The organism is Microbacterium sp. AC026 (assembly GCF_979258475.1).
This window is the reverse complement of the sequence record NZ_OZ409857.1, coordinates 2,864,662-2,890,010: the sequence shown is the minus strand read 5'-3', so window position 1 is coordinate 2,890,010 and position 25,349 is coordinate 2,864,662. Positions and strand designations below refer to the sequence as shown.

The 25,349-nt window shown below is 68.3% G+C and carries 19 protein-coding genes and 3 pseudogenes; 8 read left to right on the top strand and 14 right to left on the bottom strand.

Going from position 1 to position 25,349, the window contains the following annotated elements; all coding sequences use genetic code 11:
• Positions 1–729 (top strand): histidine phosphatase family protein, encoded by a 729-nt coding sequence (locus ACZZ93_RS14440; RefSeq protein WP_463511407.1) that lies wholly within the window; start codon positions 1–3, stop codon positions 727–729.
• Positions 713–1,573 carry an ADP-dependent NAD(P)H-hydrate dehydratase gene (locus tag ACZZ93_RS14435; protein WP_463511406.1) on the top strand — a complete coding sequence of 287 codons (861 nt, stop codon included), beginning with the start codon at positions 713–715 and terminating at the stop codon, positions 1,571–1,573. The genes ACZZ93_RS14440 and ACZZ93_RS14435 overlap by 17 nt, the downstream gene beginning before the upstream one ends.
• Positions 1,574–1,576: 3 nt before the next feature.
• Here the strand turns inward: ACZZ93_RS14435 and ACZZ93_RS14430 are convergent.
• The 5 genes and pseudogenes from ACZZ93_RS14430 to ACZZ93_RS14410 all read right to left on the bottom strand — a co-directional run.
• Positions 1,577–3,240, bottom strand: a pseudogene (locus ACZZ93_RS14430) (alpha-amylase family protein).
• Positions 3,237–3,755, bottom strand: a complete 519-nt coding sequence (locus tag ACZZ93_RS14425; protein WP_463511754.1) for an LLM class flavin-dependent oxidoreductase — start codon at positions 3,753–3,755, stop codon at positions 3,237–3,239. Before ACZZ93_RS14425 ends, ACZZ93_RS14430 begins: the two are co-directional and overlap by 4 nt.
• Positions 3,692–4,201, bottom strand: a complete 510-nt coding sequence (locus ACZZ93_RS14420; RefSeq protein ID WP_463511405.1) for an LLM class flavin-dependent oxidoreductase — start codon at positions 4,199–4,201, stop codon at positions 3,692–3,694. The genes ACZZ93_RS14425 and ACZZ93_RS14420 overlap by 64 nt, the downstream gene beginning before the upstream one ends.
• Before the next feature lie 93 nt (positions 4,202–4,294).
• Positions 4,295–4,492 (bottom strand): annotated as a pseudogene (locus ACZZ93_RS14415) (response regulator transcription factor); the annotation flags it as partial.
• Positions 4,493–4,636: 144 nt separating this feature from the next.
• A pseudogene (locus tag ACZZ93_RS14410) lies at positions 4,637–5,515 on the bottom strand (ATP-binding cassette domain-containing protein); the annotation flags it as partial.
• 257 nt (positions 5,516–5,772) lie between these two features.
• Between ACZZ93_RS14410 and ACZZ93_RS14405 the strand changes: the two are divergent.
• From ACZZ93_RS14405 to ACZZ93_RS14395, 3 genes are read left to right on the top strand one after another with little or no spacing between them, the layout of a single operon-like run.
• Positions 5,773–7,239 (top strand): DUF2252 domain-containing protein, encoded by a 1,467-nt coding sequence (locus ACZZ93_RS14405; protein ID WP_072591803.1) that lies wholly within the window; start codon positions 5,773–5,775, stop codon positions 7,237–7,239.
• Positions 7,236–7,970: an ion channel gene (locus tag ACZZ93_RS14400; protein ID WP_463511404.1), complete on the top strand. Its 735-nt coding sequence runs from the start codon at positions 7,236–7,238 to the stop codon at positions 7,968–7,970. The genes ACZZ93_RS14405 and ACZZ93_RS14400 overlap by 4 nt, the downstream gene beginning before the upstream one ends.
• Positions 7,967–9,586 carry an MFS transporter gene (locus tag ACZZ93_RS14395; protein WP_463511403.1) on the top strand — a complete coding sequence of 540 codons (1,620 nt, stop codon included), beginning with the start codon at positions 7,967–7,969 and terminating at the stop codon, positions 9,584–9,586. The genes ACZZ93_RS14400 and ACZZ93_RS14395 overlap by 4 nt, the downstream gene beginning before the upstream one ends.
• A gap of 38 nt (positions 9,587–9,624) precedes the next feature.
• Here ACZZ93_RS14395 and ACZZ93_RS14390 read toward each other — a convergent pair whose 3' ends face one another.
• From ACZZ93_RS14390 to ACZZ93_RS14360, 7 genes are all read right to left on the bottom strand, one after another.
• The gene (locus tag ACZZ93_RS14390; protein WP_463511402.1) at positions 9,625–10,635 is read right to left on the bottom strand and encodes an alpha/beta fold hydrolase; all 1,011 of its coding nucleotides are present in this window, start codon (positions 10,633–10,635) and stop codon (positions 9,625–9,627) included.
• 72 nt (positions 10,636–10,707) lie between these two features.
• Positions 10,708–12,624 (bottom strand): alkyl/aryl-sulfatase, encoded by a 1,917-nt coding sequence (locus tag ACZZ93_RS14385; protein WP_463511401.1) that lies wholly within the window; start codon positions 12,622–12,624, stop codon positions 10,708–10,710.
• Between the two features lie 51 nt (positions 12,625–12,675).
• The gene (locus tag ACZZ93_RS14380; RefSeq protein WP_463511400.1) at positions 12,676–19,356 is read right to left on the bottom strand and encodes a DUF5979 domain-containing protein; all 6,681 of its coding nucleotides are present in this window, start codon (positions 19,354–19,356) and stop codon (positions 12,676–12,678) included.
• A complete protein-coding gene (locus tag ACZZ93_RS14375; protein WP_463511399.1) occupies positions 19,308–20,927 on the bottom strand; it encodes a hypothetical protein in 1,620 nt (539 codons plus the stop codon). The genes ACZZ93_RS14380 and ACZZ93_RS14375 overlap by 49 nt, the downstream gene beginning before the upstream one ends.
• Positions 20,924–21,655 (bottom strand): hypothetical protein, encoded by a 732-nt coding sequence (locus tag ACZZ93_RS14370; RefSeq protein ID WP_463511398.1) that lies wholly within the window; start codon positions 21,653–21,655, stop codon positions 20,924–20,926. The genes ACZZ93_RS14375 and ACZZ93_RS14370 overlap by 4 nt, the downstream gene beginning before the upstream one ends.
• 136 nt (positions 21,656–21,791) lie before the next feature.
• On the bottom strand, positions 21,792–22,265 hold the full coding sequence (locus ACZZ93_RS14365) for a BLUF domain-containing protein (RefSeq protein WP_463511397.1): 474 nt from the start codon (positions 22,263–22,265) through the stop codon (positions 21,792–21,794).
• On the bottom strand, positions 22,258–22,518 hold the full coding sequence (locus ACZZ93_RS14360) for a hypothetical protein (protein ID WP_053097671.1): 261 nt from the start codon (positions 22,516–22,518) through the stop codon (positions 22,258–22,260). The genes ACZZ93_RS14365 and ACZZ93_RS14360 overlap by 8 nt, the downstream gene beginning before the upstream one ends.
• Positions 22,519–22,629: 111 nt before the next feature.
• Here ACZZ93_RS14360 and ACZZ93_RS14355 point away from each other — a divergent pair, with 111 nt between their 5' ends.
• The 3 genes from ACZZ93_RS14355 to ACZZ93_RS14345 all read left to right on the top strand — a co-directional run bounded on the left by ACZZ93_RS14355 (position 22,630) and on the right by ACZZ93_RS14345 (position 23,851).
• A complete protein-coding gene (locus ACZZ93_RS14355) occupies positions 22,630–23,073 on the top strand; it encodes a hypothetical protein (RefSeq protein WP_463511396.1) in 444 nt (147 codons plus the stop codon).
• A gap of 40 nt (positions 23,074–23,113) precedes the next feature.
• The gene (locus ACZZ93_RS14350) at positions 23,114–23,431 is read left to right on the top strand and encodes an NIPSNAP family protein (protein WP_053097674.1); all 318 of its coding nucleotides are present in this window, start codon (positions 23,114–23,116) and stop codon (positions 23,429–23,431) included.
• A gap of 66 nt (positions 23,432–23,497) precedes the next feature.
• The gene (locus tag ACZZ93_RS14345) at positions 23,498–23,851 is read left to right on the top strand and encodes a hypothetical protein (protein WP_463511395.1); all 354 of its coding nucleotides are present in this window, start codon (positions 23,498–23,500) and stop codon (positions 23,849–23,851) included.
• A 79-nt stretch (positions 23,852–23,930) separates the two neighbouring features.
• Here ACZZ93_RS14345 and ACZZ93_RS14340 read toward each other — a convergent pair whose 3' ends face one another.
• Together ACZZ93_RS14340 and ACZZ93_RS14335 are read right to left on the bottom strand one after the other, a co-directional pair.
• Positions 23,931–24,380 (bottom strand): GNAT family N-acetyltransferase, encoded by a 450-nt coding sequence (locus tag ACZZ93_RS14340; RefSeq protein ID WP_463511394.1) that lies wholly within the window; start codon positions 24,378–24,380, stop codon positions 23,931–23,933.
• A 32-nt stretch (positions 24,381–24,412) separates the two neighbouring features.
• Positions 24,413–25,273: a CPBP family intramembrane glutamic endopeptidase gene (locus tag ACZZ93_RS14335; protein ID WP_463511393.1), complete on the bottom strand. Its 861-nt coding sequence runs from the start codon at positions 25,271–25,273 to the stop codon at positions 24,413–24,415.
• Between the last annotated feature and the right edge of the window lie 76 nt (positions 25,274–25,349).

Here is a 25,349-nt window from a genome sequence, read left to right as displayed (position 1 = left end):
GTGCAGGAGCTGTGGCTCGTCAGGCACGGAGAGAGTGTCGGCAATGTCGCCGCGACAGCCGCGGAGACCGCCCGCGCCGAGGTGATCAACCTCGCGACCCGAGACGCCGATGTGCCGTTGTCCGCCACCGGCGCCGAGCAGGCGCGAGCGCTGGCGGCCGCGTTGCACGGCGGCCCTGTCACGCCCCAGGTCGCCTGGTTGTCGCCGTACGTGCGGGCCCAGCAGACGTTCGCGCTCAGCATGGAGGGCGTGGAGGGCGTCGCCGGCGTCGAGCGGGTGCTCACCGACGAACGGCTGCGCGACAGAGAGCTCGGCATCCTCGATCTGCTGACCCGGTGGGGCGTCGCCGCCCGGCATCCCGAAGAGGCCGACCGTCGGGCGCGACTGGGCAAGTACTACCACCGGCCGCCCGGAGGAGAGTCGTGGGCCGATGTGTCCCTGCGCCTGCGGTCGTTCCTGCGAGACGCACTGGCCGACGACGCCCGCGTCGGTCTCGTCGTCGCGCATGACGCGGTCGTGATGCTGCTGGTCGCACTGCTGACCGGGATGGACGAGACGCGCCTCATGCAGTTCGCCTCGACGAACCCGGTGCTCAACGCCTCGGTGACGCGGCTGCGCCTGGACGGCCGGCAGTGGCAGCTCGAGGACTTCTCCGACGTGCGCCACCTCGCGCAGCTGGGCGCCGACATCACCGTGCACCCGGGAAGCCCCGATGTCGGCCCGGGATGAGCCGACGCGGGTGACGCCGCAGCTGCTGCAGGAGTGGGGTCTGCCCGACCCCGGCGACTCGAAGAAGTCCCGCGGCACGGCGATGATCATCGGCGGCTCGTCTCTCTCGGCCGGCGCGGTCGTGCTGGGCGGAGAGGCCATGCTGCGCGTCGGAGCGGGCAAGGTCGCGGTCACGACCGACGCCTCGGTCGCGGATGTCGTGCGGATCGCGTTCCCCGAGGCCGGGGTCTACGAATCGCCCGGTCCGGGCGAACCGATGACCGACGACCTGCGCAGCGCCTGCGAAGGAGCGGATGCGGTGCTGGTCGGGCCCGGGCTGGACGACCCCGAGGATGCCCTCGGGTGGCTGCGGCGGCTGGCGGGCCACGACATCTCGTGCCTCGTGGTCGACGCCTTCGCCGTCGGTGCACTGCGCGACGTGCCGCGCTCGGATCTTCCGGCGTGCCTGATCGTCAACGCCAATCTCGACGAGGCCGAGCTCCTGCTGGGCCGCCCCGTCGACGACCTCTTCTCGGAGCTGCCGGGACTCGCTCAGGAGCTCGACGCCGTGATCCACTGCTACTCCGCCGTGGTCTCACCCTCGGGCGCCGCATGGCGACTCGACGACGGCGGCCCCGGCCTCGGCACGGCCGGATCGGGCGACGTCGTCGCGGGCGCCATCACCGGCTTCGCCGCCCGGGGACTCGCCCCGGAACGCGCCGCCGTCTGGGGAGCATGGGCGCACGCCCGCGCAGGAGACCGACTCGCCGAGCGGATGGGTCTCGGCTACCTCGCCCGCGAGCTGGTGCGCGAACTCCCCGCCGCCGTGCTCGACGCCGACGGGGCTCGAGGCGACGTCGACTGAGCCTCAGGTCACGCGTCCGTCGCCCGGTCGCGAAACCCGGAGCCAGCGGTAGCCGTATGCCGGCACCTCCAGTTCGACCTCGCCGTCCGGCCCCAGCGCGATCTGGGCGGGATCGAGCAGATCGACGAGCCTCGTGCCCTCAGGCTCGTCCTCCACCCGGAACGAAGTCGTGACCGGCACCTCGGCGAAGTTGTGGAGGGCGATCATCCTGCCCACGTCCGCGGCGAGCGAGTGCGCGAGAAGCGAGGCGGCCGGCTGTTCGATGATCTCGAGCGTTCCCCAGCCGAGTTCCGGCGAGATCCGATACGCCGAGGTGAGCGCCCGCACGAAATACAGCATCGACTCGCGGTCACCCAGCTGCGCGGCGACGTTCACGTGCTCCGGCGCGTACCCGTCGGACGGTGGCCGAGCGACGAGCCGGCTGGGCGCGGCATCTGAGAATCCCCGTTCTTGTCGACCGACCACTGCATCGGCGTCCGCACCGCTTCGCGGCCGGGGATCTCGATGTTCTCCCCCATGCCGATCTCCTCGCCGTAGAACAGCACCGGGGTGCCGGGCAGGGTGAAGAGCAGGCTGTAGGCCATGCGGATGCGACGAGGGTCGCCCTCGAGCATCGGAGGAAGGCGGCGGGTGATGCCCCGCCCGAACACGCGCTGGCGTTCATCGGGCGCGAAGGCGTCGAACACCTCCTGGCGCTCGCTGTCGCTGAGCTTGTCGAGGGTCAGCTCGTCGTGGTTGCGCAGGAAGTTCGCCCACTGCACCTCGGATCCGAGCACGGGGCGAGCCCGCAGCGCCTCGATCAGCGGAGCGGGGTCCTTGCGGGCGAACGACAGGTACAGCGACTGCATCCCGACGAAGTCGAACTGCATGGTGAGCTCGTCCTCATCATCACCGCCGAAGTACTGCACCTGCTGGTCGTAGGGCAGGTTGACCTCGCCGAGCAGGATCGCCTCGCTCGACCGGCGCTGCAGGAAGCGGCGGATGTCGCGCAGCAGATCGTGGGGCTCGGGGATGCCGGAGCCCTCGGGGATCTCGAGCAGGAAGGGCACCGCATCGACGCGGAAGCCGGAGATGCCCAGCTGCAACCAGAAGCCGATGACCTTCGCGATCTCGTCACGCACCCGAGGGTTGGCGATGTTCAGGTCGGGCTGGTGCTCGTAGAAGCTGTGCTGGTACCACTGCCCCGACTTCTCGTCCTTGCCCCAGATGCCGTTCGCCTGCCCGGGGAAGACGGCGTTCTTCTGTCCCTTCGGAGGTGCGTCGTCACGCCACACGTAGTAGTCGCGATACGGCGAATCCACGCTCCGTTTCGCGGCGAGGAACCACGGATGCCGGTCGGAGGTGTGGTTGATGACCAGGTCGACGATCACCCGCATCCCGCGGTCCCGTGCAGTGCGGATGACCTCGACGAAGTCGCCGTGGGTGCCGAGTCGCGAGTCGATCCCGTAGAAGTCGCTGACGTCGTAGCCGTCGTCGCGGTCGGGCGTCGGATAGAACGGCATCAGCCACAGGCAGGTGACGCCGAGCTGCGAGAGGTAGTCGATGCGCTGGGAGAGGCCCTGCAGATCGCCGACGCCGTCGCCGTTCGAATCGAGAAACGTCTCGACGTCGAGGCAGTAGATGACTGCGGTCTTCCACCAGAGGTCGCTCGTGTCGGTGATCTTCACAGTCGCTCCTTCAAGGCGGGGATGAGCTCGGATGCTGCGGCGTCGAGGTATCGGGACTGCTCGGAGCCGACGTGATGCAGGTAGACGCGGTCGAACCCGATCTGAACCAGATCCGCGATGCGGTCGGCCAGTGCGGTCGCGTCGTGGTCGATGAGGACGGCCTTGCGGAGCCCCTCCTCATCGATACCGACCAGCGCCGCCTCGAAGTCCTCCGGCTGCTCGAGATCCCAGGTGACCGGAGGCGCGAGCAGTCCGTTCCGCCACTGCTCGCGCGCGATCGCGAACGCCGCATCGTCGCTCTCGGCCAGGCTGAGATGCACCTGCAGGATGCAGGGACCCGTGCCTCCTGCACCCCGGTAGGCATCGACGACGCGCTGCAGTGCGGCCGGTTCCTGCGCGACCGTCGCGAGGCCCTGCGCCCACGACGCCGCCCACTCCGCCGTCTCGGCGCTCACAGCGGTCGCGAACAGCGGCGGCGGTTCAGCCGGTCGGCTCCAGACCCGCGCGCGATGCACGCGCACCAGACCGTCGTGGTCCACCTCCTCTCCCCGATCAGTCGGCGGATCACGTCGACGCTCTCGCGCAGTCGGTCGTTGCGGATGCTCTTGTCGGGCCATCCGTCGCCCGTCACGTGCTCGTTGACCGCTTCACCGCTGCCCATCGCCGCCCAGAAGCGGCCGGGGAACATCTCCTCCAGCGTCGCGAACGCCTGCGCGATCATCACCGGGTGATACCGCTGACCCGGAGCATTGACCATGCCGATCGAGAAGCGGGTGCGGGCGAGCGCGGCGGCGATCCAGCTCAGGGCGAAACCCGACTCGCCCTGAGCCGTGGTCCACGGCGCGAGGTGGTCGGAGCACATCGCCCCGTCGAACCCTGCGCGCTCCGCCTCGACCACGGCCTCGAGCAGGGTGCTCGGGGGGATCTGCTCGTGCGATGCATGAAAACCGATGAACACCATGCGCCGAGTCTGGCAACGAACAGCGCGCGGCGGCAGTGGTGGACACTCCGGAACGAGTCTGGCAAGATGCGACGCCCGGATCGGCCCGCGGTCTCAGCTGCCCGGGATCACGATCCCGAGCTCGTAGGCCAGGATCACCGCCTGGACGCGACTGGGCAGATCGAGCTTCACCAGGATGCGGCCGAAATGCGCCTTGACCGTCGACTCGCTCAGATGCAGCGTCTGCGCGATCTCGCTGTTGGTGAGGCCGCGCGCGACCTGCAGGAAGACGTCACGTTCCCGCTCGGTCAGCGCCGAGAGCGCGCCCTCCCGGGCCCCGGCGTCCGGCGGCGCGAGGTGCGGCAGGGCGACCTCGATGAGCTTCGCGGTGATGCGGGGTGCGACCACCGCATCACCGGTGGCGACCGTGCGGATCGCGGCGACGAGCTCGGCCGGTCTCGTGTTCTTGAGCAGGAACCCGGCGGCCCCGGCCTGCAGGGCTCCGAAGGCGAACTCGTCGAGATCGTACGTGGTCAGCACCAGCACCCTGGTCCGCGGCAGACGCGCGGCGAGGTCCTGCGTGGCCCGGATGCCGTCGATCCCCGGCATCCGCACATCCATCAGGATGACGTCGGGGGTCAGCGCGATCGCGGCCTCGACGGCGGAGGCGCCGTCGGCCGCTTCGCCGACCACGTGCACGTCGTCCTCCGCCTCGAGCACGAGACGGAGGCCGTAGCGGACGAGCTCCTGGTCTGCCGTCTGGGTCATCTCGCTCATCAGATGCGACGACAGCAGCACCGTCTTCCCCTCCCCCGCCAGCTGCCGCAGCAGAGCCCTGATCCACAGGATGCCGTCGGGGTCGAGACCGTTCACCGGCTCGTCGAAGATGATCGTCTGCGGATCCCCCAGCAGGGCGGCGGCGATGCCCAGCCGCTGGTTCATGCCGAGCGAGAATCCCCCGACTCGCCTGTCGGCCACGGCATTCAGACCCGCGATCCCGATCACCTCCCGCACTCGGGCCGCACCGATCGCGTGCGTGGCGGCGATCGCGAGCAGATGCTTGTAGGCGGTGCGGCGTCTGTGGGCCGACCGGGCGTCGAGCAGGACGCCCACCTCGCGCAGCGGCGCAGGCAGATCGGCATAGGGGCGACCGTTCACCTCCGCCGTGCCGGCCGTCGGCCTGTCCAGACCCACGATCATTCGCATGGTGGTGGACTTGCCGGCCCCGTTCGGCCCCAGGAATCCGGTGACCGTGCCCGGTTCGACCGTGAAGTCGACTCCGTTCACCGCCACCCGCTCGCCATAGTGCTTGGTCAGAGACTGAACTCGGATCATGTCGCGCCTTTCGTCATCTTCGACGCTACGAACGGCCGCGCACGGGCACATCGGGCTGCGGTCCTGAACAGGGCGAGCGGGCAGTACCTGGGTCTACAGAGGGATGCCACCGGTGATCCCGCCCGAATCGGCCTCACCCGCTTCGGTTGAGCCCATCGCACATTCTCTGGCCGACCGGTGCGCGCACTGCGATACTGAGCGCAGAATCTCGATGACCGTCGTCTCACGTGCCGGTTCCACCCGAGATGAGGAGCGAGATGGCGAAGACCCGTTCGTCCGACGCACCGGGAGCACCTGCAGCACCGCACCCGGTCGCACCTGATTTCGTCCTGCGGCGCAGCCGAGGAAGGGATGCCCGGATCCGCGCTCCCAGATCGGGCCAGGGGCCGTGGATCACACCGACGGATCGCGCCGATCCGATCGGGCTGCTGGAGGGCCAGGCGGCCTCACGGGTCGAAGAGCTCGTGCCTGTGCGGCACTCGCGGATGGCGGCTTCTCCGTTCGCCTTCTTCCGCGGCAGCGCGCTGCTCATGGCCGCGGATCTCTCGACGACACCCCACAGCGGTGTGATCGCACAGATCTGCGGTGACGCGCACCTGTCGAACTTCGGGCTGTTCGGCACGCCGGAGCGGCAGCTCATCTTCGACATGAACGATTTCGACGAGACGCTGCCCGGGCCGTTCGAGTGGGACATCAAACGACTGGCGACGAGCTTCGCCGTGGCCGGACGCCAACGGCGCTTCACCGCCGCGCAGATCCACGACTGCGTCGAAGCCGCGGTGCGCGGATATCGGATCGCCATGAGCCGCGCTGCCGACGCGTCGGTCCTCGACGCCTGGTACGACCGATTCGACGCGGACCGCGCGCAGCGGCGCATCCGTTCCGCGAGGCGGAAGGGGCGGTCCGACGACGAGACGGTCGATCGGCTCGACGCCGCACTCGCCAGAGCGCGGAAGCGCGATCACGCGAAGTCGTTCTCGAAGCTCGTGGACCGCGAGGACGGCCAGCTGCGGATCCGAGGGAATCCGCCCCTGATCGTGCCCGTGGACGAGCTCGCCGCAGGCTACGACGGATTCGACGACGTGAGCGCGATGCGGGAACTGCTCGAGGAGTACCGACGGACTCTGCCCGGCGGTCGCCATCCCCTCTCCGAGTACCGCTACCGGCATATGGCGCGCAAGGTGGTCGGGGTGGGCAGCGTGGGCACCCGCGCGTGGGTGATCCTCCTCAGCGGACGCGACGACGACGATCCGCTGCTCCTGCAGGCGAAAGAGGCACAGCCGTCGGTGCTGGAGCAGTTCCTCGGTCCCAGCGAATTCGATCACGCCGGCGAACGAGTCGTTCGCGGGCAGCGACTGATGCAGGCGGCCTCGGACATCTTCCTCGGATGGCAGCGCGTCACCAGCCTCGACGGCGTCACCAGGGACTTCTACATCCGCCAGCTCCAGGATTGGAAGGGCGGGATCGATCCCGAGGCGATGACTCCCGGAGGCGCCGCGCTCTATGCACGGGTCTGCGGTGAGACCCTCGCCCGGGCCCACGCCCGCAGTGGCGACCGCCTCGAGATCGCCGGATATCTCGGGCGCGGCCGAGGATTCGAGAGCGCCATCATCGCGTTCGCCGACACCTACGCCGACCAGAACGAACGGGACTTCGCCTCGTTCCGCGCCGCTTTGGATTCCGGGCGGCTCGCCGCCGCCGATCTCGAACGACCCGCGCCATGAGCACTCCGCTTCAGACGAGGCGCCCGGTCGCCGCGCATGCCGCGGGACGCAGAGCCCTGCGCGGCAGGCACGGCGTCCCCGGCTACGTGGCCGCCCTCGTGCTGCTGGCCCTCTCCTACTGGCTCTGCGCCGTCCAGCGCACCACGAACCCGAGTCCGTCCGCCTTCCTGCTCATCCTCGCCACGGTCGCCGTCGTCTTCCACATCACCGCCGTGCGAGCCGTCATCCAGCACGTCGCGTGGATCGTGCTGGCCACCGCCGGCGTCACGACGATCGTCGCCACGCTCGTCGGGGCGGAAGGGCGGATCCTGGACGTCATGTTCTCGGCCGCATCCATCGCCGCTCTTCTAGTCGCTCCGGCCGCGATCGTGGCTCACCAGGCGCGGCGGCGTGGATTCAATCTCGAAGCGCTGATGGCGACGATCACCGCCTACCTCCTCGTCGGCATGCTGTTCACCTTCGTCTTCAACCTCGTGTCGCTCGTGTCGAGCGCTCCGATGTTCGGCGACGGGAGCGAGGACTCGCTGTCGAATCAGCTCTTCTTCTCCTTCACGACGCTGACGACGACGGGATACGGCAACCTCGCACCGGTGACATCGGGCAGCCAGGCGGTCGCCGTCGCCGAGGCGATCACGGGCCAGCTGTTCCTCATCACCGCGGTCGCGCGCATCATGCGCGGCAGCAGTCTTCGACCGGCCACCCGGCCCGACTCTCGCCAGGAGGCGTCATGAAGAGGTGGAACGTCGTCATCGTGCTCGGCAGCGCGCAGTTCGTGATGGTGCTCGACGGCACCGTCATGAACGTGTCGATCTCGACGGTCGTGGACGACCTCGACACCACCGTGGCCGCGATGCAGGGCGCGATCACGTTCTACACGCTGACGATGGCGGCCTTCATGCTGCTCGGAGCGAAGCTCGGCGATGTGTGGGGTCGGCGGCGAGCCTTCGTGATCGGATCCTGCGTGTACGCGGTCGGCTCGCTGGTCACGGCGGTGAGCCCGAACGTGCAGACCCTGTTCCTCGGCTGGTCGGTCATCGAGGGGCTCGGCGCCGTGCTGGTGATACCCGCCATCGCCGCGCTCGTCGCCGACAACTATCAGGGACGCGAACGGGTCACCGCGTTCGCCGTCATCGGCGCGGTCTCCGGGGCCGCGGTGGCCGCCGGTCCGCTCATCGGGGGCTTCGTCACGACGTACTTCGACTGGCGCTACGTGTTCGCTGCAGAGGTGGTGATCATGATCGGGGTGGTGCTGTACGCCCGGATCATCACCGACGCCACCGAGCGGGTCCGCATCCGCATCGACCTCCTGAGCGTCGCGCTGTCGTCAGCGGGCCTCGTCGCCGTCGTCTTCGGGATGCTGCAGAGCAAGGTGTGGGGATGGATCGTGCCCCTGCGCATCCCCGTCATCGGGGGCGTGCCGGTCGCGCCGCTCGGCATCTCGCTCGCGGCGTGGCTCATCGTCGTCGGCGTGCTGCTCGTCGCGCTGTTCATCGCCAGGCAGCGGATGCTCGTGCGCGTCGGGCGTCAGCCCCTCGTCACCGTCGAGATGTTCCGGATCAGCTCTCTTCGCAGCGGTCTCTCGGTGCTCGGCGCGCAGTACGCCGTGACGGCGGGACTCTTCTTCATGGTGCCGGTGTACCTGCAGATGACACTCGGGCTGGATGCCCTTCAGACCGGTATCAGGATCTTCCCGCTCTCGGTGGCCCTGGTGCTGTTCTCCATCGTCGGCACCGCCCTCACGAAGCGGATGTCCCCTCGCACCATCGTGCGGATCGGTCAGCTCCTTCTGGTCTTCAGCGCGCTGGTGCTGCTCGGATCGGCGACGAGCGACCTGCGCAGCGGCCTCTTCGCCGTCGGCATGTTCCTCTCGGGTGCGGCCCTCGGGCTGCTCGCCTCGCAGCTGGGCAACGTCAACATGTCGAGCGTGAGCGCGAAGGAGACGAGCGAGGTGGGCGGTCTGCAGGGGGTCTTCCAGAATCTGGGATCATCGCTCGGCACCGCACTCATCGGGTCGATCCTGATCGGGGCCCTGTCGACCTCGTTCGCCTCCGGAGTCGCCGCGAGCGACCTCTCCGCGACGACCCGCGCCTCGGTGGCCGCGTCGACCGAGCACGGCGTCACGATCGTCCCCGCGTCGGTCGTTCCCGCGATCGCCGAGGATGCGGGGCTCAGCGCCGACGACGCAGAAGCACTGGCCGAGATCTACCGCGAATCGCAGCTCTCCTCGCTGCGTGTCGCATTCTTCGGACTCATCCTCATCAGCCTCTTGGCGCTGTTCTTCTCGCGCGGCATCCCTCAGGAGATCGAAATCCGTCGACGACGCGAAGACAGAGTCGTCGACGGATGAGCGGGTCTGATCATTCCGCGGCGAGCGCCACCGCTGGGTCAGGCGACGACCGCGTGCGGCAGTGCCAGCTCCACGAGGCTCACGACGAACTTCCCCGGCTCTTCGAGCATGCAGAGGTGGGCCGAGTTCTCGAACCAGACGACGTGCGTCGACGGAGCGGACACACGGTCGATCCACCGTTCGACGGGTGGCGTGGGAGTCGTCCAGTCATGGCGTCCGAGGAACTGGAGCATCGGCACGTCGAACGCGGTCCTGTCGCTCGCGTCGAACGACAGCAGAGCGGGCAGCACCTGCGGCATGGTCACCTGCTGCCCGACGCTGATGAGTTCCACCTCGTCCTCCGTGTAGTACGGCGAGAGTGCTGCGGAGTCCGTGAAGTACGCGGACTCCGACCGATAGGCAGACAGCCCGCCGTAGTGCTGCGCCCACCTCCTGCACGTCACGATGCGCTCCAGCGTGAGCGGCTGCGCTCCGGGATACTCGCCGAGCGACTCGAGTTCGGCGACGGCGTCGTCGTTCTGATCGGCGATCGCACCGCGCATCGCGAACGCGAAGCTCTCGGCCTCGTTCTCGGGGCCGGAGATCACCTGCCCGACCCCGATGTAGGCCCAGAGCAGATCGGGTCGCCGCTCAGCCACCGTGATGCCGATGATCGTCCCCCAGCTATGGCCGAGGACCCCCACCCTGCGCACGCCCAGTTCGCGCTGGAGCCACGTGATCAGCTCCACGAGATCATCGACGTACCGCTCGACGCTCAGGTCCATCCCGTCATGCGCGCCGACCGCAGACCTGCCGCTGGCGCGCTGGTCGTAGTTGACGACGGTGAAGTAGTCCTCGACAGCGCGCTGCCAGATCCACGACGACGGCAGAGCGGGAAGCGCCGGTCCGCCGTGGCAGACGACGAGGACCGGGTTGCGGGCATCCCGACCTCGGATCGAGACGAACTGCGCGACACCTCCCAACTCGACGTGCGCGGTGCGATCGATCGCGTCGGGGTTGGGGATGCGGCACAGATCAGCGATGACGGCTCGGCCGGTGTCGTCGGTCATGGCAGCCAGAGCAGCCGCGGGACACGGCGATCCGACGTCGCCCGACCTCGAGATGCGAACGGCACCACGACCTCAGGGAGTGACGATGTCGAATGCCGGATCGCCGGCCGTGAGCACCGAGGTGAGCGTGGCGAACGCCGAGGCATCGCCGGTGATCTTCACGCCAGGGCTGTCCGTGTCCCCGGCGACGAGGGCGAGCAGCCGAGGCTTGGTCAGAGACAGTGACGCCTGAGCCGTGTCGGAGTCCGCGGCCTTCTCGATGTAGACGAGCACCCCGTTGCGGAGCGTGACACGGAAGTTGCGCGCCTCGTCGGTGAGGGTGAAGTCGAGCGCGACGTCGAGGTCCCACGCACGCGGTCCGTCGACCGAGATGGCGACGGAGTCGAACAGCTGCTCGGCGGTGAGCTGGGCGACGATCTCCGGGGCGTTCGTGGTCGTCGGAGTACCGAAGTTGCCGGTGCGCAGCTCCGTCGCCCCCGACATGTAGAAGTTCCGCCAGGTGCCGTTCTCGGCTCCGTAGGCGAGCTGCTCGAGGGTGGCCGCGTAGAGCTCTCTGACGGACGGGTTCTGCGGTTCGGTGAAGATCGCGTGATCGAGCAGCGTCGCCGCCCACCGGAAGTCGCCCTGGTCATACGCCGCCTGCGCCGCGTCGACGATACGGTCGATCCCGCCGGCCAGAGCCACGTACCGCTCGCCCAGCGCCTTCGGCGGGTGGGGCCACAGGCGCGCGGGATTGCCGTCGAACCACCCCATGTAGCGCTGGTAGATCGCCTTCACGTTGTGGCTGACGCTGCCGTAGTAGCCCCGGGCATGCCACGAGTTCTCCAGAATCGGCGGCAGCTGGATCTCTTCCGCGATCTCCGCGCCGGTCATGCCCTGGTTCGTCATCCGCAGAGTCTGGTCGTGGAGGTACGAATAGAGGTCGCGCTGGAGACCGAGGAATTCGAGGATCTCAGCATTGCCCCAGGTCGGCCAGTGGTGCGAGGTGAAGACCACGTCGGCCTGATCTCCGTAGCGCTCGATCGCCTCGGTCAGGTAGCGCGACCAGACGTGCGGATCGCGGACGAGCGCCCCGCGAAGGGTCAGCAGGTTGTGCAGGGTGTGCGTCGCGTTCTCCGCCATGCACAGGGCCCGATACTTCGGGAACAGGAAGTGCATCTCGGCCGGTGCCTCGGTGCCGGGCGCCATCTGGAATTCGATGACCAGGCCGTCGACCGTGTGGGACTCACCGGTCTCAGAGACCTCGGTCGTGGGCGGGATGATTCCAGCGTGGCCGGTGGAAGTGGTCTGCCCCAGGCCCGCGCCGAGCGCCCCCTTCGCGCTGCGCTCGAGAGCGGCGCCGTACATGTATCCGGCCCGCCGCCCCATCGCGGTGCCCGCGTAGACGTTCTCCGCCACCGCTTCGGCCACCGTGCCCTCGGGGGCGATGATCTGCACCCGACCCGACTCGACGTCCTCCTTCGACACGATGCCGAAGATCCCGCCGAAATGGTCGATGTGACTGTGCGTGAAGATGACGGCGACCACAGCGCGGTCGCCGCGATGCTCGCGGTACAGCGACAGCGCCGCTTCGGCCGTCTCCTTCGAGATGAGCGGGTCGACGACGATCACGCCGGTGTCCGACTCGATGAAGCTCACGTTCGACAGGTCGAATCCGCGCACCTGATAGACGCCCTCGACGACCTCGAACAGCCCGTGCTTGGAGACGAGAGTCGACTGACGCCACAGGCTCGGATTCACCGTGTCTGGGGCGTCGCCGGTGATGAAGTCGTAGCTGTCGGCATCCCACACCACAGTGCCCTCGTCGTCGTGCACCACGGCGGGGCTGATGGTGCCGAGGAAACCGCGGTCCGCCGCATCGAAGTCACGGGTGTCGTCGAACGGCAACGCCGCCTTCAGCGCCTCCTGCTGCTTCGTGATCGCCGCCGTCGCATCGTTCTGCACCATCGTCTCCTCCTGGGATAGCGACCGCGTCACCGCGGTGGTCATGTGACTCAGCCTCGCTTCTGCGGACCGGCGGTGCAATCGGCGCTTCACCCATCAGAGGTGAGCCCCGGCGCGCTGCCATCCGAGCCGTCGCCTTCTCGCCCGGACGAGGAGCAGAACCCCGCCCCCGAGCACGGCGATGCCCACGCCGATCGCGAGCCATGCGTCCCGCGCGTCGAGTCCCGTGGAGGGAAGAGGTGCGATGAACGTGTTCGTGAAGACGAGGCCGATGGTCTGATCGGAGACCGTGACCGTGGTCGATGTTCCGGGAACCTCTTCACCGTCGACCGTGATCCTCGTCTCGGTCGCCCCGCCCGTGTCAGTCTCGGTGACCACGCACTCGCTGCCCGAGGGCACTCCCTCGATCTGCGCCGTCGCTCGGTCCGGTCCGCCGATCTCGTACGACGAGTCGAGGACGACGAGGCCGGGGTCCGGGTGGGACGAATCGATGAGCACGCATGTCACCTGCACCGGGAAGAGCCGGGAGACGGCGTCCGCACCCGATCCGTCGACGATCTTCGTGATGCGGAGATCACCGGTGGTGAACACGTTGGTGATCGCCACAGACGTCTGATCCGAGGAGTCCACATCCGGGAGCGGTGCGAGCTCCGCTATGGTTCCGGCGACGGCGTCGCCTGCCTGTCCGCCCTCGGTCACGACCAGGGTGGTGTAGTCGGCATCCGCCGGATCGGTCTCCGTGACTCCGCATTCGGCGCCCTGCGGAAGCTCGGTCCACGTGATCGTCTCTCCATCGGCGATCGTCCGGGTCATGGGCTCCAGCGCCTGCACCTGCTGCTCGTCCCAGACGCATTCGAGAGTCACCTCGAAGGGTCCGTATGCGACGGGTTCGCCGTCCGCGGCCACGGCTCCGCCGCCATCGACCGTCTTCGACACAGAGACCTGTGCGAGGTCGAAGGTGTTCTGCACGTCCAGTCCTGGCTGTGGCTGGTCGTCGACGCTCAGGATCGACGGGTCCGTCTGCACCGTGAACGCGTAGCTCTCGCCATCACCGGCGACGACCTCTCCTGCGGAGTTCAGGATCGCCGTCGAGCTGGCACCGCCGTCATCGACCTCGGTGAGGCGGCAGGCGGACCCGGTCGGGAGCTCCTCCCACAGTGCCGTCGGCGAGTCGGCGCTGACGATCCGCACTGCCCCGTCGGGGATGCCGACGACCTCTCCGTCACGGACGCACGTGAGCCGCAGCTCATACGCGGCATTGCCGAACTTCTCGACGCCGTCGCCCGCGAACGTCTTCGTCACCTCAAGCGAGCCGGTGAGATACCAGTTCGTCGCGGTCACGGTGACGAGGCCGCCGGTCACCGGCACCACGCCGATGCCGACAGAGGTGTCCGCACCGTCATTGGGCTCGATCACCACGGCATCCGCCCCGTTGAGGTCGTCCTCGGTCACGGTGCACTCGGATCCCGGAACGACATCCGTCAGCGGCGTCGACCATCCGTTCGCCGCATTCAGCTCGACAGAGGTCGACAGCACCGTCTCGCCGGCGAGCACGCAGACGACGGTGAAGGTGAAGGTCTCGTCGGATCCGAACTGCTCGGCACCCGCACCCTCGAGATCCTTCACCAGCAGCAGCGCCGTTGCGTCGTACAGGTTCGTGTAGGTGACGGTGTTGACGGTGGTGTCGGTGCCCGGCTGCAGCTCGGGGATCACCACTGTGCGGCTCTCCTGGTCGATCTGCGGTGCCAGCTCGCCGTCTGCTCCGACGACCTCGGCCGCGGTGATCGTGTCGTCGGCCCCCCGGTCGTCCGTCTCGGTGACGGTGCACTCCGAGCGTGCGGGGATGGGCGAGATCACCTCGGTCTGGCCGGCATCGAGCGTGAACGTGTCGTCCACCACGACCTCTCCGCGGAAGGTGCACACGACTTCGAACTCGAAACCGGTGGGCACGAACGGGCTGTCGGATTCGACGATCTTGCCGACCTCGAGCGCCGCCCACTCGTAGGAGTTCTCGACGGTGAGCGCGAACACCTGATCCGCTGCCGTCACGGTGACGGCAGCGGGAGTGACGACGGCGGCCGTCTGGCCGGCGTCGTCCTCGGCGACCGTGCAGACCGAGCCGACCGGAACGTCGGGGATGACGACCGGGGCTGCGCCCGGAACGAGCGTGACGACCCCGTCATCGACCAGCGGCACCTCGGCGCCGAACCAGTCGCACGACACCGTCGCGGTGTATTCCGCAGGCACGGGGAACCCGTCGGGAGCCTCCACGGTCTTCTCGACCGACACCGAGCCGTTGTCGAACTCGTTCGTGACGGACACCTCCACGGGCGTCACGTCGTCGCCGATGATGACCGGCTGGGCCGGACTGATCGTCGTGCCGGTGGCGTGCCCCGCCTCGGGCTCCGAAACCGTGCATGCGGCTCCGGTCGGCAGGCCCTGGTAGAGCGCGCTGCCCGCGCCGACGATGATGCGGGTGGGTCCACCGGGAATCTCGATGTCGGTGATGACGCCGTTGACGTCCCGTGTGCAGGCGAGGCTGATCAGGTACTCGTCCTGGATCGCCGGATCCAGCTCCGCGGCCGGCGCGCCGACGAGCTCCTTCTGCACCTGGAGGGCGCCGACCGTGAACGTGTTGGTCACATCTGCCTCGACGGGAGTCGCTGGGTCGTCCCCGACCACGACGGTGACGGGACCCGTGCTCGAATTGGCGCCGCCGTCAGCCGTCTCCGTCACCGTGCACTCGGCACCGGTGGGAAGATCCTCGACCAGCCAGGTGGGGTCGTCTCGACTGAGAGTGGCGGAGTCCGAGTACACCGGATCCGGGGTCGCGCCCTCGAGCGTGCACACCATCTCGACGGTGAAGGTCGCACCGCCCCACTCATCTCCCCCGGCGCCCGCGATCGACTTCGTGACCTCGACGGCACCGGTGGTGAACGCGTTCTCGACGCCGACGACGGTCAGCGCCGCCGACGGTCCGTCTGCATACGGGAGGATCGTGAAGGAGGTCTCGTCGGCGACGACCTCATCGCCCACCACTCCGTCCTCCGTGACGACGATGGTGGTCTGCGCCGCGCCGGCCGCGTCGGTCTCGGAGACCGAGCACTCGGATCCGGCTGGGAGGTCGGAGAAGGTTCGGATGTCGCCGTCCTGCAGCGTGAACTGCCGGTCGGCCTCGGGGATCGCCTCCTGCCCGAGATAGCTGCAGGTCGCCTCGAAGGAATACGTGCGCGTGTAGGCGACGGGCTCACCGTTCTCGTCGGAGGCACCGCCGTTGTCGACGCTCTTCGCGACGGAGAACCCACCGGCGGCGAAGTCGTTGATGACGGTGATCGCCGCCTGCTCGGGGTCACCGCTGTAGGGGTCCCAGATCGACGGCTCTTCACTCCAGTCCCGATCGGCGGTCACTCCGGTCTCGGGATCCACGGTCACCGTCACCCCCGGGAGCACCGGGTCTTCGGCCACGGTGCAGGTCGAGAAGAGGGGCAGGTTCACGGGTCCGGTCTCGCTGTTGTACTGGAGCACGGTGCCGTCGGCGTCGACCGACGGACGGCTCGCGTCGCTGCCGTCTGCACGCAGCAGGGTGACGGCCTCGCCGCCGGAGGTGCAGGTCACGAGGAGCGGGTAGCTCGCCGGCAGCTCGATGTCGGTGGAGAACTCCGGCGCCTGCACGTCCTTGGCGAGGAGCAGCTGGCCGGTGGCCGCCGCGACGCCCACCTTCTGCGGTTCGACCACGAGAGAGGGCCGCTCGGGCTGCGAGACGGTGGCGTTGGAGCGGGATGCGGTGGCGAAGGAGTTGTAGGCGACGGGAAGACCCGACGGCACGGCCGACGCCGCCGGCAGCACGAACGGCGTCTGCGTCTCGTAGGTGAGTCGCAGCGTCTCGCCCGGACGAAGTCCTGGTGCCGGCGAGAGGGCGTCGGGGTTGTCGTACTCGAGCACGAGGAGCACGCTGCGCGCGGCGGCCAGCGTCTCGGGCGGCGTGGCATCGCTCGCCAGCTCCCATTGGAAGTCGCAGGCGGGGTCGACGGCGGCATCCTCGGTGAACACCTTGATCGCGTTGTCGTTGCAGGACTGGCTGAGCTGAGCCGGAGAGAGATAGATGCCGTAGGTGGCATACGCGCTGTCCTGGAGGGAGGCGAAGTTCGCGGCGAGGGTGCCCGACAGCGTCACCGGGAACTGAGACCCTCGGTCCGCGGCGACGATCACGCCCTGGTCGCCGACCGTGGGCAGCGTGTCGACCGCCGCTACCACTCTGGCACTCGTGTTGCCGTTGTTGGTGAAGTCGATGCGCCACGACTCCTCGCCTCCCGGGCGGGTGACAGGGGCGCACGGGAACGAGTGGTAGCCGTCGTCCACGACGCCCGGCAGCGACGGGTCGCACGCCGCCGCGTCGCCGCTGACGTTGAGCACGCCCAGATCGTCGTCGGCTGTGGCGGGGTCGCCCGCGCCCGTTCCCTTGACGTACTTCTTCGCCGAGATCGCCGCACTGGCGAGCGGCGTGACCTCCGTGTCGGCCGCGCAGGTCGCGACACCGGACTCGGGACTCTTCGGCGCGAGGTCGGTGCCATCGATCACCGTCGTGCCCTGGCAGGTCTCGAAGAGGCGGTCGGAGCTGACGGTCACCGTGTTGCCGACGGTCGTGTCCGGGGTGAGGTCGTCGCGGAACCGCAGCGGCGCGGTCACCGTCAGCGTCCAGCCGGCCTCGAACACGAAGTCGTCGGGCGCAGTGATGGTGAGCAGACCGGTGGCCTCATCCAGCTCGGCGCTGAAGCCCGGGTCCTCGGTGGGGGCACCGGAGCCGCTGAGCGCGAAGGCATACGCCGGCGGAGTGGGTTCGACGAGCAGCGAGCCCTCGGCATCCGTCTCGATCTGGTCGACCACCTCGAAGCCGGTCATGTCCCACTGCCCGGTGTTGGCGACGGTGATGACATAGGGGATCGTGCCGGAGGCGCTCACGAGCGCCGACGATCCGCGGGTCTTCGTGACCTCGACCGTGTTCGGGCGATGCAGCACCACGGTCGAATCGGATGCCTGGCCTTCCTGCTCGAAGACCTGATCGGGACCGAACTGCGCCGTGCTGTACGACTGCACGTCGTCGCTGATCACGCCCAGCTCCGTCTCGCCGGGGTTCGGCTGCAGATCGGGTCGGGTGGTCGAGACGAGGACATCGGGGTCGCTGCGCAGGAAATCCCGACGCTCGGTGGTCACTGCGAACGTGAGCTGCGGGTTGAAGGGACGCTCCCACTGCAGGATCTCGCCGTCCGCGTCCACCTGACGCGCGCTGAAGCGCACGCCCACGATCGTGTCCGCGTCGACACCCGCCGGTGGGTCGAGCTGAACGGTCGACGGCGTGGGCGATGCGATCCACTCGCCGGCCTCCCAGCACGGCGAGGCGTCCGTCACCGGTGCGCCGTTGCAGGTGGCGACGAGATCGCCGGCGACCTCGTCGTACTCGACGTCGCGCCCGGCGTCGTCATCGACGAGCACATCCATCGCCACCTCGTTCACCGGGGCGGGGACCGCGATCTGCGCGCCCACGAAGTCCATCGTGTTCCAGAACGTCGGCGTGCTGTCGGTGAGCTCGAAGGACGTGGTGCGCGCGGTCCCGTTCGGTCGTCCGCCGAGCTCGGTGACGTACGTGGTCGATTCGTCCTCATAGACGGATTCGGGACTGATCGTCTTGGTCGTCTCGATCGCATAACTCGCCGCGACGATCGCGAACTCATCAGCGGCATCCGCGATGCCCGTGCCGCACTGGTTGTCGGCGCATCCTTCCAGCACCGGGCTCTCGAGCTGCACATGGGCGTCGTTGACGATCGATTCGCCCGCGGGGGTCACGGTGACGGGTTGTGCCGGGTCCGACCTCAGCACGTCTCGCAGCTGCCAGGTCAGCAGGACTCGTCCCGACGCGCCGGTCGGGATCGCCGGGGTCCCGTCGTCCGAGCGGAACGCGACGGAGAGTCCCGTCACGTCGGCGAGGTCGGTGGCGTCGAGTTCGAGAGCCTCGGCAAACGAGTACTCCGTCGAACCCGCACCGCGGGCGAGAGTGACCACGGTCTCTTCTTCGGAGATGTCCGCGGGCAGCTCGATCGCGTCGATGTCATGAAGATCGAGGGTGTCGAACGCGGTGTCCGCAAGCGCCTCCCCTGCGGTCGGGTCGTCGATGACCATGCCGGACACCCGTGCCGCAGAGATGTTCGTGGCCACGAGGGTCGCGCTGATGAGCGGATAGTCGGACGGGTCCGCCGGCGGATCCACGGCCGGCAGCCCCAGCTGATCCTGATCGAAGGTCTTGGTGAGCGTGGCGTTGATGGGCTGATCGACGATCAGGATCGTGTCGTCCGCGCCGTCGAGGCTGTCGACTCCTGTCGCTGCGTTGACGCCGCGGGCGCTGGCGGTGTTGTCGACGAGTCCCGGCTCACCCGTGTTGTAGGTGTAGTCGTGGAAATTGCCCAGCACCGCCTGCGAGGGGACGCTCCGCAGCGTGTCGCGCACCTGGAACTGCAGATCCAGGGGACGGCGTTCGTAGGACGACCCGACGCCCTCGCCGTCCGTCCCCTCCGAGATCACGATCCGGACCGCGAGAGCGTCGGCGCTCTGCGCCTCGGTGAGCGTGTAGCCGCCGAACTCCCCGTCGCATCCTGCCGCGCATGCCTGCGCGGTGATGTCGGTCCATCCCGCCCCGTCCAGGTACAGCGCGACCTCGGAGACGACGTCTCCCGCGATCAGGGGTCGGTCGTCGTCGTGATCGGATCGATGGCGACGAGGTTCCACGCGTCGTAGACCGATCCCGCCGTATCGGCCGGGTCCGCCGTCTCGGAGATGTCGGTGAGGGTCATGCTGCTGATGTTCAGCCCCTCCGTCGACCAGAGGAGCCGGGCGGTGCGGCGTTCGCCCGACAGCGCGGGAACGTCGTCCTGCAGCCACTGCTTGTCGAGGAAGTCCGGTCCGACCCCGCCGTCGATGGGCAGCACGTCGACGTCATCCGATGCGTCCGCGGTCTTCTCCCCGGCATCCGGGTTGTCGACGAGCGACTGCGCGGTGTTGGCGAAGGTCGCCTCCTCGTCCTGCGCGTCGGTCAGGTCGACGCCGATGTGCGTGGCGACCGTGAACCCGGGCGGGAGCAGAACAGGACAGCCGTCCGCATCCAGCGGCAGGTATTCGAGCTGGATGCCGCCGATGTCGTCCTGGAGATCCGCGGGGATCTCGTACGACCACAGCGACTCCGGGCCCGGCACCTCCGTCGCGTCCGGGAAGTCGGTCCACGGCCCGTCCGGTTCCTGCCAGTAGCGGACGGTGAGAGTCGTGCATGCCGGGATGTCCGTGTTCGTGATCTCCGTGGCCGTGAAGGCATCCCAGAACGCCGTGTCGGCCTGCGGGTCCGCCGGGTCGGAGATGACGAGGCGCTCGGATCCCGTCGTGGATTCCGGCGTGACGTTGCCCGTCAGCGTGACATCCGCGTCGGTTCCCGGCACTCCCCAGATCGTGTCCGGAGCGATGGACTTGGTCACGGAGGTGTCGAGCGTGAGGGGGTCGATCTTGAACGGGGCCGACGCGTCATCGATGCCGATCTGGCCGGCGCTGTTCTCGGCGGCGGTGTCTACCGCGTTGGTGCTCGCCACCGCGTCGTCGGTCGGCAGCGCCGTGATGTCGATGGGGATCGCCGCGTAGGAACCGGCGACGATCGCATCCCCCTCGGCCGAGTAGACGATGGTGAATCCCTCCACCGTGCAGCCGTCGGTGGGCTCGGGCAGCGTATCGGGAGTGGTCGTCGATTCCGTGCTGGCTGCGCAGTCGCTGTACTGATAGGTGATCTCGGCAGCGGTCGCGGCGACGGGCCACTCCACATCGCCGAATCCGTCGAACCGCAGCCCCTGCTCGGTGAAGGTCGCGGCGCCCGCAGTCGGCTCGGTGACGGTGAGCGTCTGGACGTTCTGGGATCCGACGGTGGCGACGATGCCGGCGGTGGCACTCTGGCCGCTGACGAGCGTGTTGTCGCTGAACGACTTCTCGATCGTGACGTCGGGGAGGCGCTGGGCGATCACGACGGACGCCGAGTCCGTCGTGGGGTCGCTGGATTCTCCGGCGCGGGCGACCGTCGACGACGCATCGTTGACGACCGTCACGTCGGTGTCATCCGGAATCGATGTGACGGCGTCGTTCGTGACCGTGTGGACGACGACCTCTCCCGTGGCCCCGGGCGCGAAGGTTCCGGTGAAGGTCACACGGACACCGCCGGACTCGCTGATCGGATCCGGGGCTGTCGTCGTCCAGGTGCCGTCGACGAAGTACTCCGTCGTCGTCGACTCCGTTCCGTCCGGAGGCGTGATGTCGTAGCCGGTCACATCGAGGTAGCCGCCGAACTCTCCCGGGGTGTCACCGGGTCCTGGATGACGATCGTGTCGACGTTCTGGTTCGAGGCGTTCCCGGGAGTGACCGTCCAGTCGACCACCTCACCGGGGACCGCCGGAAGGGTGCTCGTCGGCGCGACCGTCTTGTCGATGCTCGACTCGAGCGTCGTGTCCACGGCGAGCACGACGTCCGCGGTCGCCGGCGTGGCCGGCGCGTTGTCGGCGACCGCCGTGGCCGTGTTCGTCACCGTCGCACCGTCCCACGTGCCATCGGCCGCAGGGTCGACGATCGCGTTGACGGTCACCGTCATGCTGTATCCCGCGGGCCAGATGACCGGGTCTGCGGTGAGATCCAGCCCAGGAGTGATGGCGAAGCTGTTCCCCGCCGTGTCCACGTCGAGGTCGTAGTCGCCGGCGGGCTGTCCGGCGGGCGGGTTGATCTGCACCGTGACCGGATTCGCGATCGCCGGGTTGAACAGGAGCGGATCCGGGAGCTCGTCGCTGATGACGGTGTTGAGGCAGCCGGGGTCGTTCACCGACGAGCAGTTGACGGTGATCTGATAGGTCACCGTGTCGCCGGGTCCGAAGGGGCCCGCCTCGACTGCGGACTTCTGGATCGAGAACGCCGCCACCGCGAAGGCCGGCGCCGCTCCGAAGACCAAGGATGCCGCGGCGAGCGCGAGCACGGTGAGTCCTGCGAGAAACCGTCGTCGCCGTTCCATGTCGATGACCCCCCTGAGCCTGCGTGGATCAGGCCAGCGTAGGAAGGTCCCGAAGAGACCGACAGGACGCCCTCACCCGGCCGGGGTGACACCGGGTGGTGGCGCGCCGAGCATGCTCATCCGCCTCAGATGACGGCTAGCGCGACCGGGCTTCGCTCTCGACGGGCTGCCGGCTGGCCGACTCACGCACTCGGAACCACAGCGTCAGCTCCATGATCGCGCGACCGATCATGTCGTGATCGCCCATGCGGAGATCGTCGAACGAGTCGCGATATCCCGAGGCCGTTCCAGGCTCGGGAGCGACGAGGGACTGATATCCCATCGTCCAGTCCCGGAAGCGCCGTTCGTGCAGCGGTTCTTCGATCAGCACGCGGACATCCGTGTGACGCGGGTCGCGGCCGATCCTCTCCATCAACGCCTCGACGTCAGCCCTGGGCCCTTCGAGGATCTGCACGAACTCTCCGCCGCGGTAGAGCAGCATCCCGGTGATGTCGCGGTCGCTGTTGCGGGCGCGACTCACTGCCAGCAGTGCACCGAGCTCGTGTTCGCCGAACGGCTGCGTGGCGCTGCTGCAGTAGACGAGCGAGACGAGCGGATTCTGTTCAGTCATTCCGCACCCCGTCCCCGCCGTGATGAGCCGACCGATGCGCGCCGACCTCGACGGTGGCCGTCACCGCTGCCATCGCTCGATGATGGTCCGCGAAGTCGCCGATGGAGCGCGAGGCCGCATCGAATGCGCGCCAGACGCCGTCGGACAGACGGTCGACGTAGCCGAGGAAGGAGCCGTCCTGGCTGCCCACGTAGAAGCCGTCTGCCACGCTCGCCCAGAGCGGGCGAACAGGCGTCGGCGATTGATCACCCATGCCCTCAGCGTACCTTCGAGATTCCGGGCGGGCTCCGGATCATCCTCCAGGCGGATGCCGATACCTCGCTTGCACGATGCCGCAGCGCGGCGATCCAGCGAGGCTGGAGACATGAACGCACGAATCGCACTGGCCGCACCTGCTCTGCTCCTCGCGGGGGCGCTCACTCTCTCCGGATGCGCCGCGTACGACAGCATCGTCCACAAGCAGGCCACGTCGACCTTCGACGACGGCGCAGCGTTCGACGACGGCGCAGAGGTCGACGCGGACTGGCTGCCTGCGGACGCCACCGCGATCACCGTCCGGACGTCGACGATCGAGGATGCCCCGGATGCCGTCGTCCTGCTCACCAGCGAATCCGCGCTCGGCGAGGACTGCGTCGAGGTGGAGCGGCAGTCTGCCCCCGCCTGGGTGCTCGACGACGCCCCGGACCCGTACACGGCGAAGACGGTCTTCGCCTGCGGCGACTGGAGCGTGGTGGAGAGCGCTGACGGCTGGTTCGGCTGGACGCCGAATTCAGAACAAGAGCGGAGCGCCGCAGCGGCGGCGGAGTGACGATCGGAACGCGCGGTCCGGCTCTGGCAGGATCAAGGACATGATCACGGTTCACCTGCGCTACGAGATCGACCCCGACAAGCTCGACGACTTCACTGAGTACGGCAGGGCATGGATCCGTCTGGTGGCGAAGCACGGCGGGACCCACCACGGCTACTTCATGCCGAGCGAAGGCGACAGCGATGAGGCGTTCGCGCTGTTCACGTTCCCCTCGTTGGCCGAATACGAGGTCTACCGCACGGCATCGAAGACCGACCCCGAGTGCATCGAGGCCTTCGAGTTCGCGCGCAGGACCCAATGCATCCGCCGCTACGAGCGCCGCTTCCTCAGCCCCGTCTTCTCGGCCGACGCCGACTGAGGAGGATGCTCCCGCCCGGTGCGTCAAGGGGTTCGACGGTGCCGCTCTCCGTCCTAGCGTCTGCGCATGGCTATCGAACTGAATCACCCCGCCCTCGAACACGCCCGCTCGCTGGTCCGCGACGGCAAGGTCGTCCGCGACGATCGCGACGACTGGTCGGAGGCCGCGCCCAGCGCTGACGACGAGAACCGCTTCATCGAGCAGCACGGATGGACCGAGTTCTCCCACTGGCACCTGGGCATCGACAAGAGCGAGAACCCCGAGACGAAGGAGGCGTACTCCTTCCCCTTCGGGGATCTCCGCTCGGTACGCCGCTCGGGAGTCATCTCCGGTGAGAGCCGTGCCGGGCAGTACGACCACACCGAGATCCGCGACGAGCTGCGCAAACTCCTCGAGCTGATCGACGCCGACCGCGACTAGCTCGGACTCCGGATACCTCAGTCCGAAAGCGACCGTTTGCCGGGATGTTCGGCCCCGCCCGTGGCCACGGGCCGCGACATCATGATCTCGATCCGTCCGTCGGGCAGCGTCTCGCTCGCCCCATCTGGCGTGAATCCCAGGCGCGTATACGCCGCGATCCCCCGGGGTTGCTCTCCATCACACCGAGATGGATCGTGTCCGCTCCACGGGAGGAGACATAGTCCACGCAGGCGACCATCAGCGCGTCGACGGCTCCCTGACCCCGGTGCGCCGGTGCGACCCAGACCCCGTTGACCACCCAGCGGCCACTCATGTCGTAGACGCCGCCGATCCCGACGTCCTCGCCATCGATGCTCGCGATGAATGCTCCGGGATGAGTCGAACGGCTCCGCCAGACGTCGTCGCCGAACGCGGACTCCCGCTGCAGCGTCGACCCGAACATCTCCGGGGACTCTGCGAGCGCGGCCAGCCGAAGGTCTCGGTAGCGTTCCCACGTCGCAGACGGCGCCGGAGTGATCGTCACATGCATGCCAGAAGCCTGCCAGAGCGCGGGACGCGACGTCAGATCCGGTCGCTGACTACGGCCCCCGCGTCGTCGCTGAGCGCGTTCCGCTTGTCGCGTCGGCTCTCCCGAATGACGCTGATGACGCTGATCGCCAGCAGGATCAGAAGCAGGCTCTCCACGTACCCGAGCGCTCCGGTCCCCGAGTCGTCCGCAGGCGAATGCTGCACGGGGACCGATGCGGACGGAAGCCCGACGTCGGACCCGACGTAGAGGACCCAGTCGGTGAGAGCGTGAATGAGCATGGCGACCCAGATGCGTCCGGTGACGCGACGGATCCAGTAGTAGGTGGCGCCGGCTGACATCAGGGCGATCACATTGAAGGCGATGATGAAGAGCGGCAGACCGCTGAACAGGTAACCCGGAATATGGGCGAGCGCGAACACGAAGCACGTGAGGAGGAACACGGCGAACTCGCCGAAGTGCGCGCGGACCGCTGTGAGCAAGACGCCCCGGATCACCAGCTCCTCACCGAAGCCGACCATCAGCGTTCCCATCGCCACGACGGCCAGGAAGCCGAGCGAGCGCTCAGCCCAGGGCACGTCGAACAGCTCGACCACCGGCACGGCGAACGCGAGCACGGGTATCGAGATCAGCCACCACCGGCGAGGGGTGAGGGTCGGGGTCGGTCGCTCTCTCCACACCTCGGCACCCCAGCCTGCCCACCGCAGGAACAGCAGAACGCCGCCGATGCCCACGGCGAGGGGGATGAAGTGACCGAGGGAGAAGTCCGCCAACGAGCCGTCGTCGCCGACCAGCCCGCTGAGGAGGTTGCCGAGCCCCCACGCGCAGAGAACGTAGAAGACCACGACCCCGAGTGCGAGCCAGATGCTGCGGGGACGTTCGATTGCGGTCTTCATCCTGAGGCTCCCCCTGATCCGGCGGACGGCGCCCCGTCGACGCCGCATGAGAGCGAGCTACCGGTCTCCTTGGCAA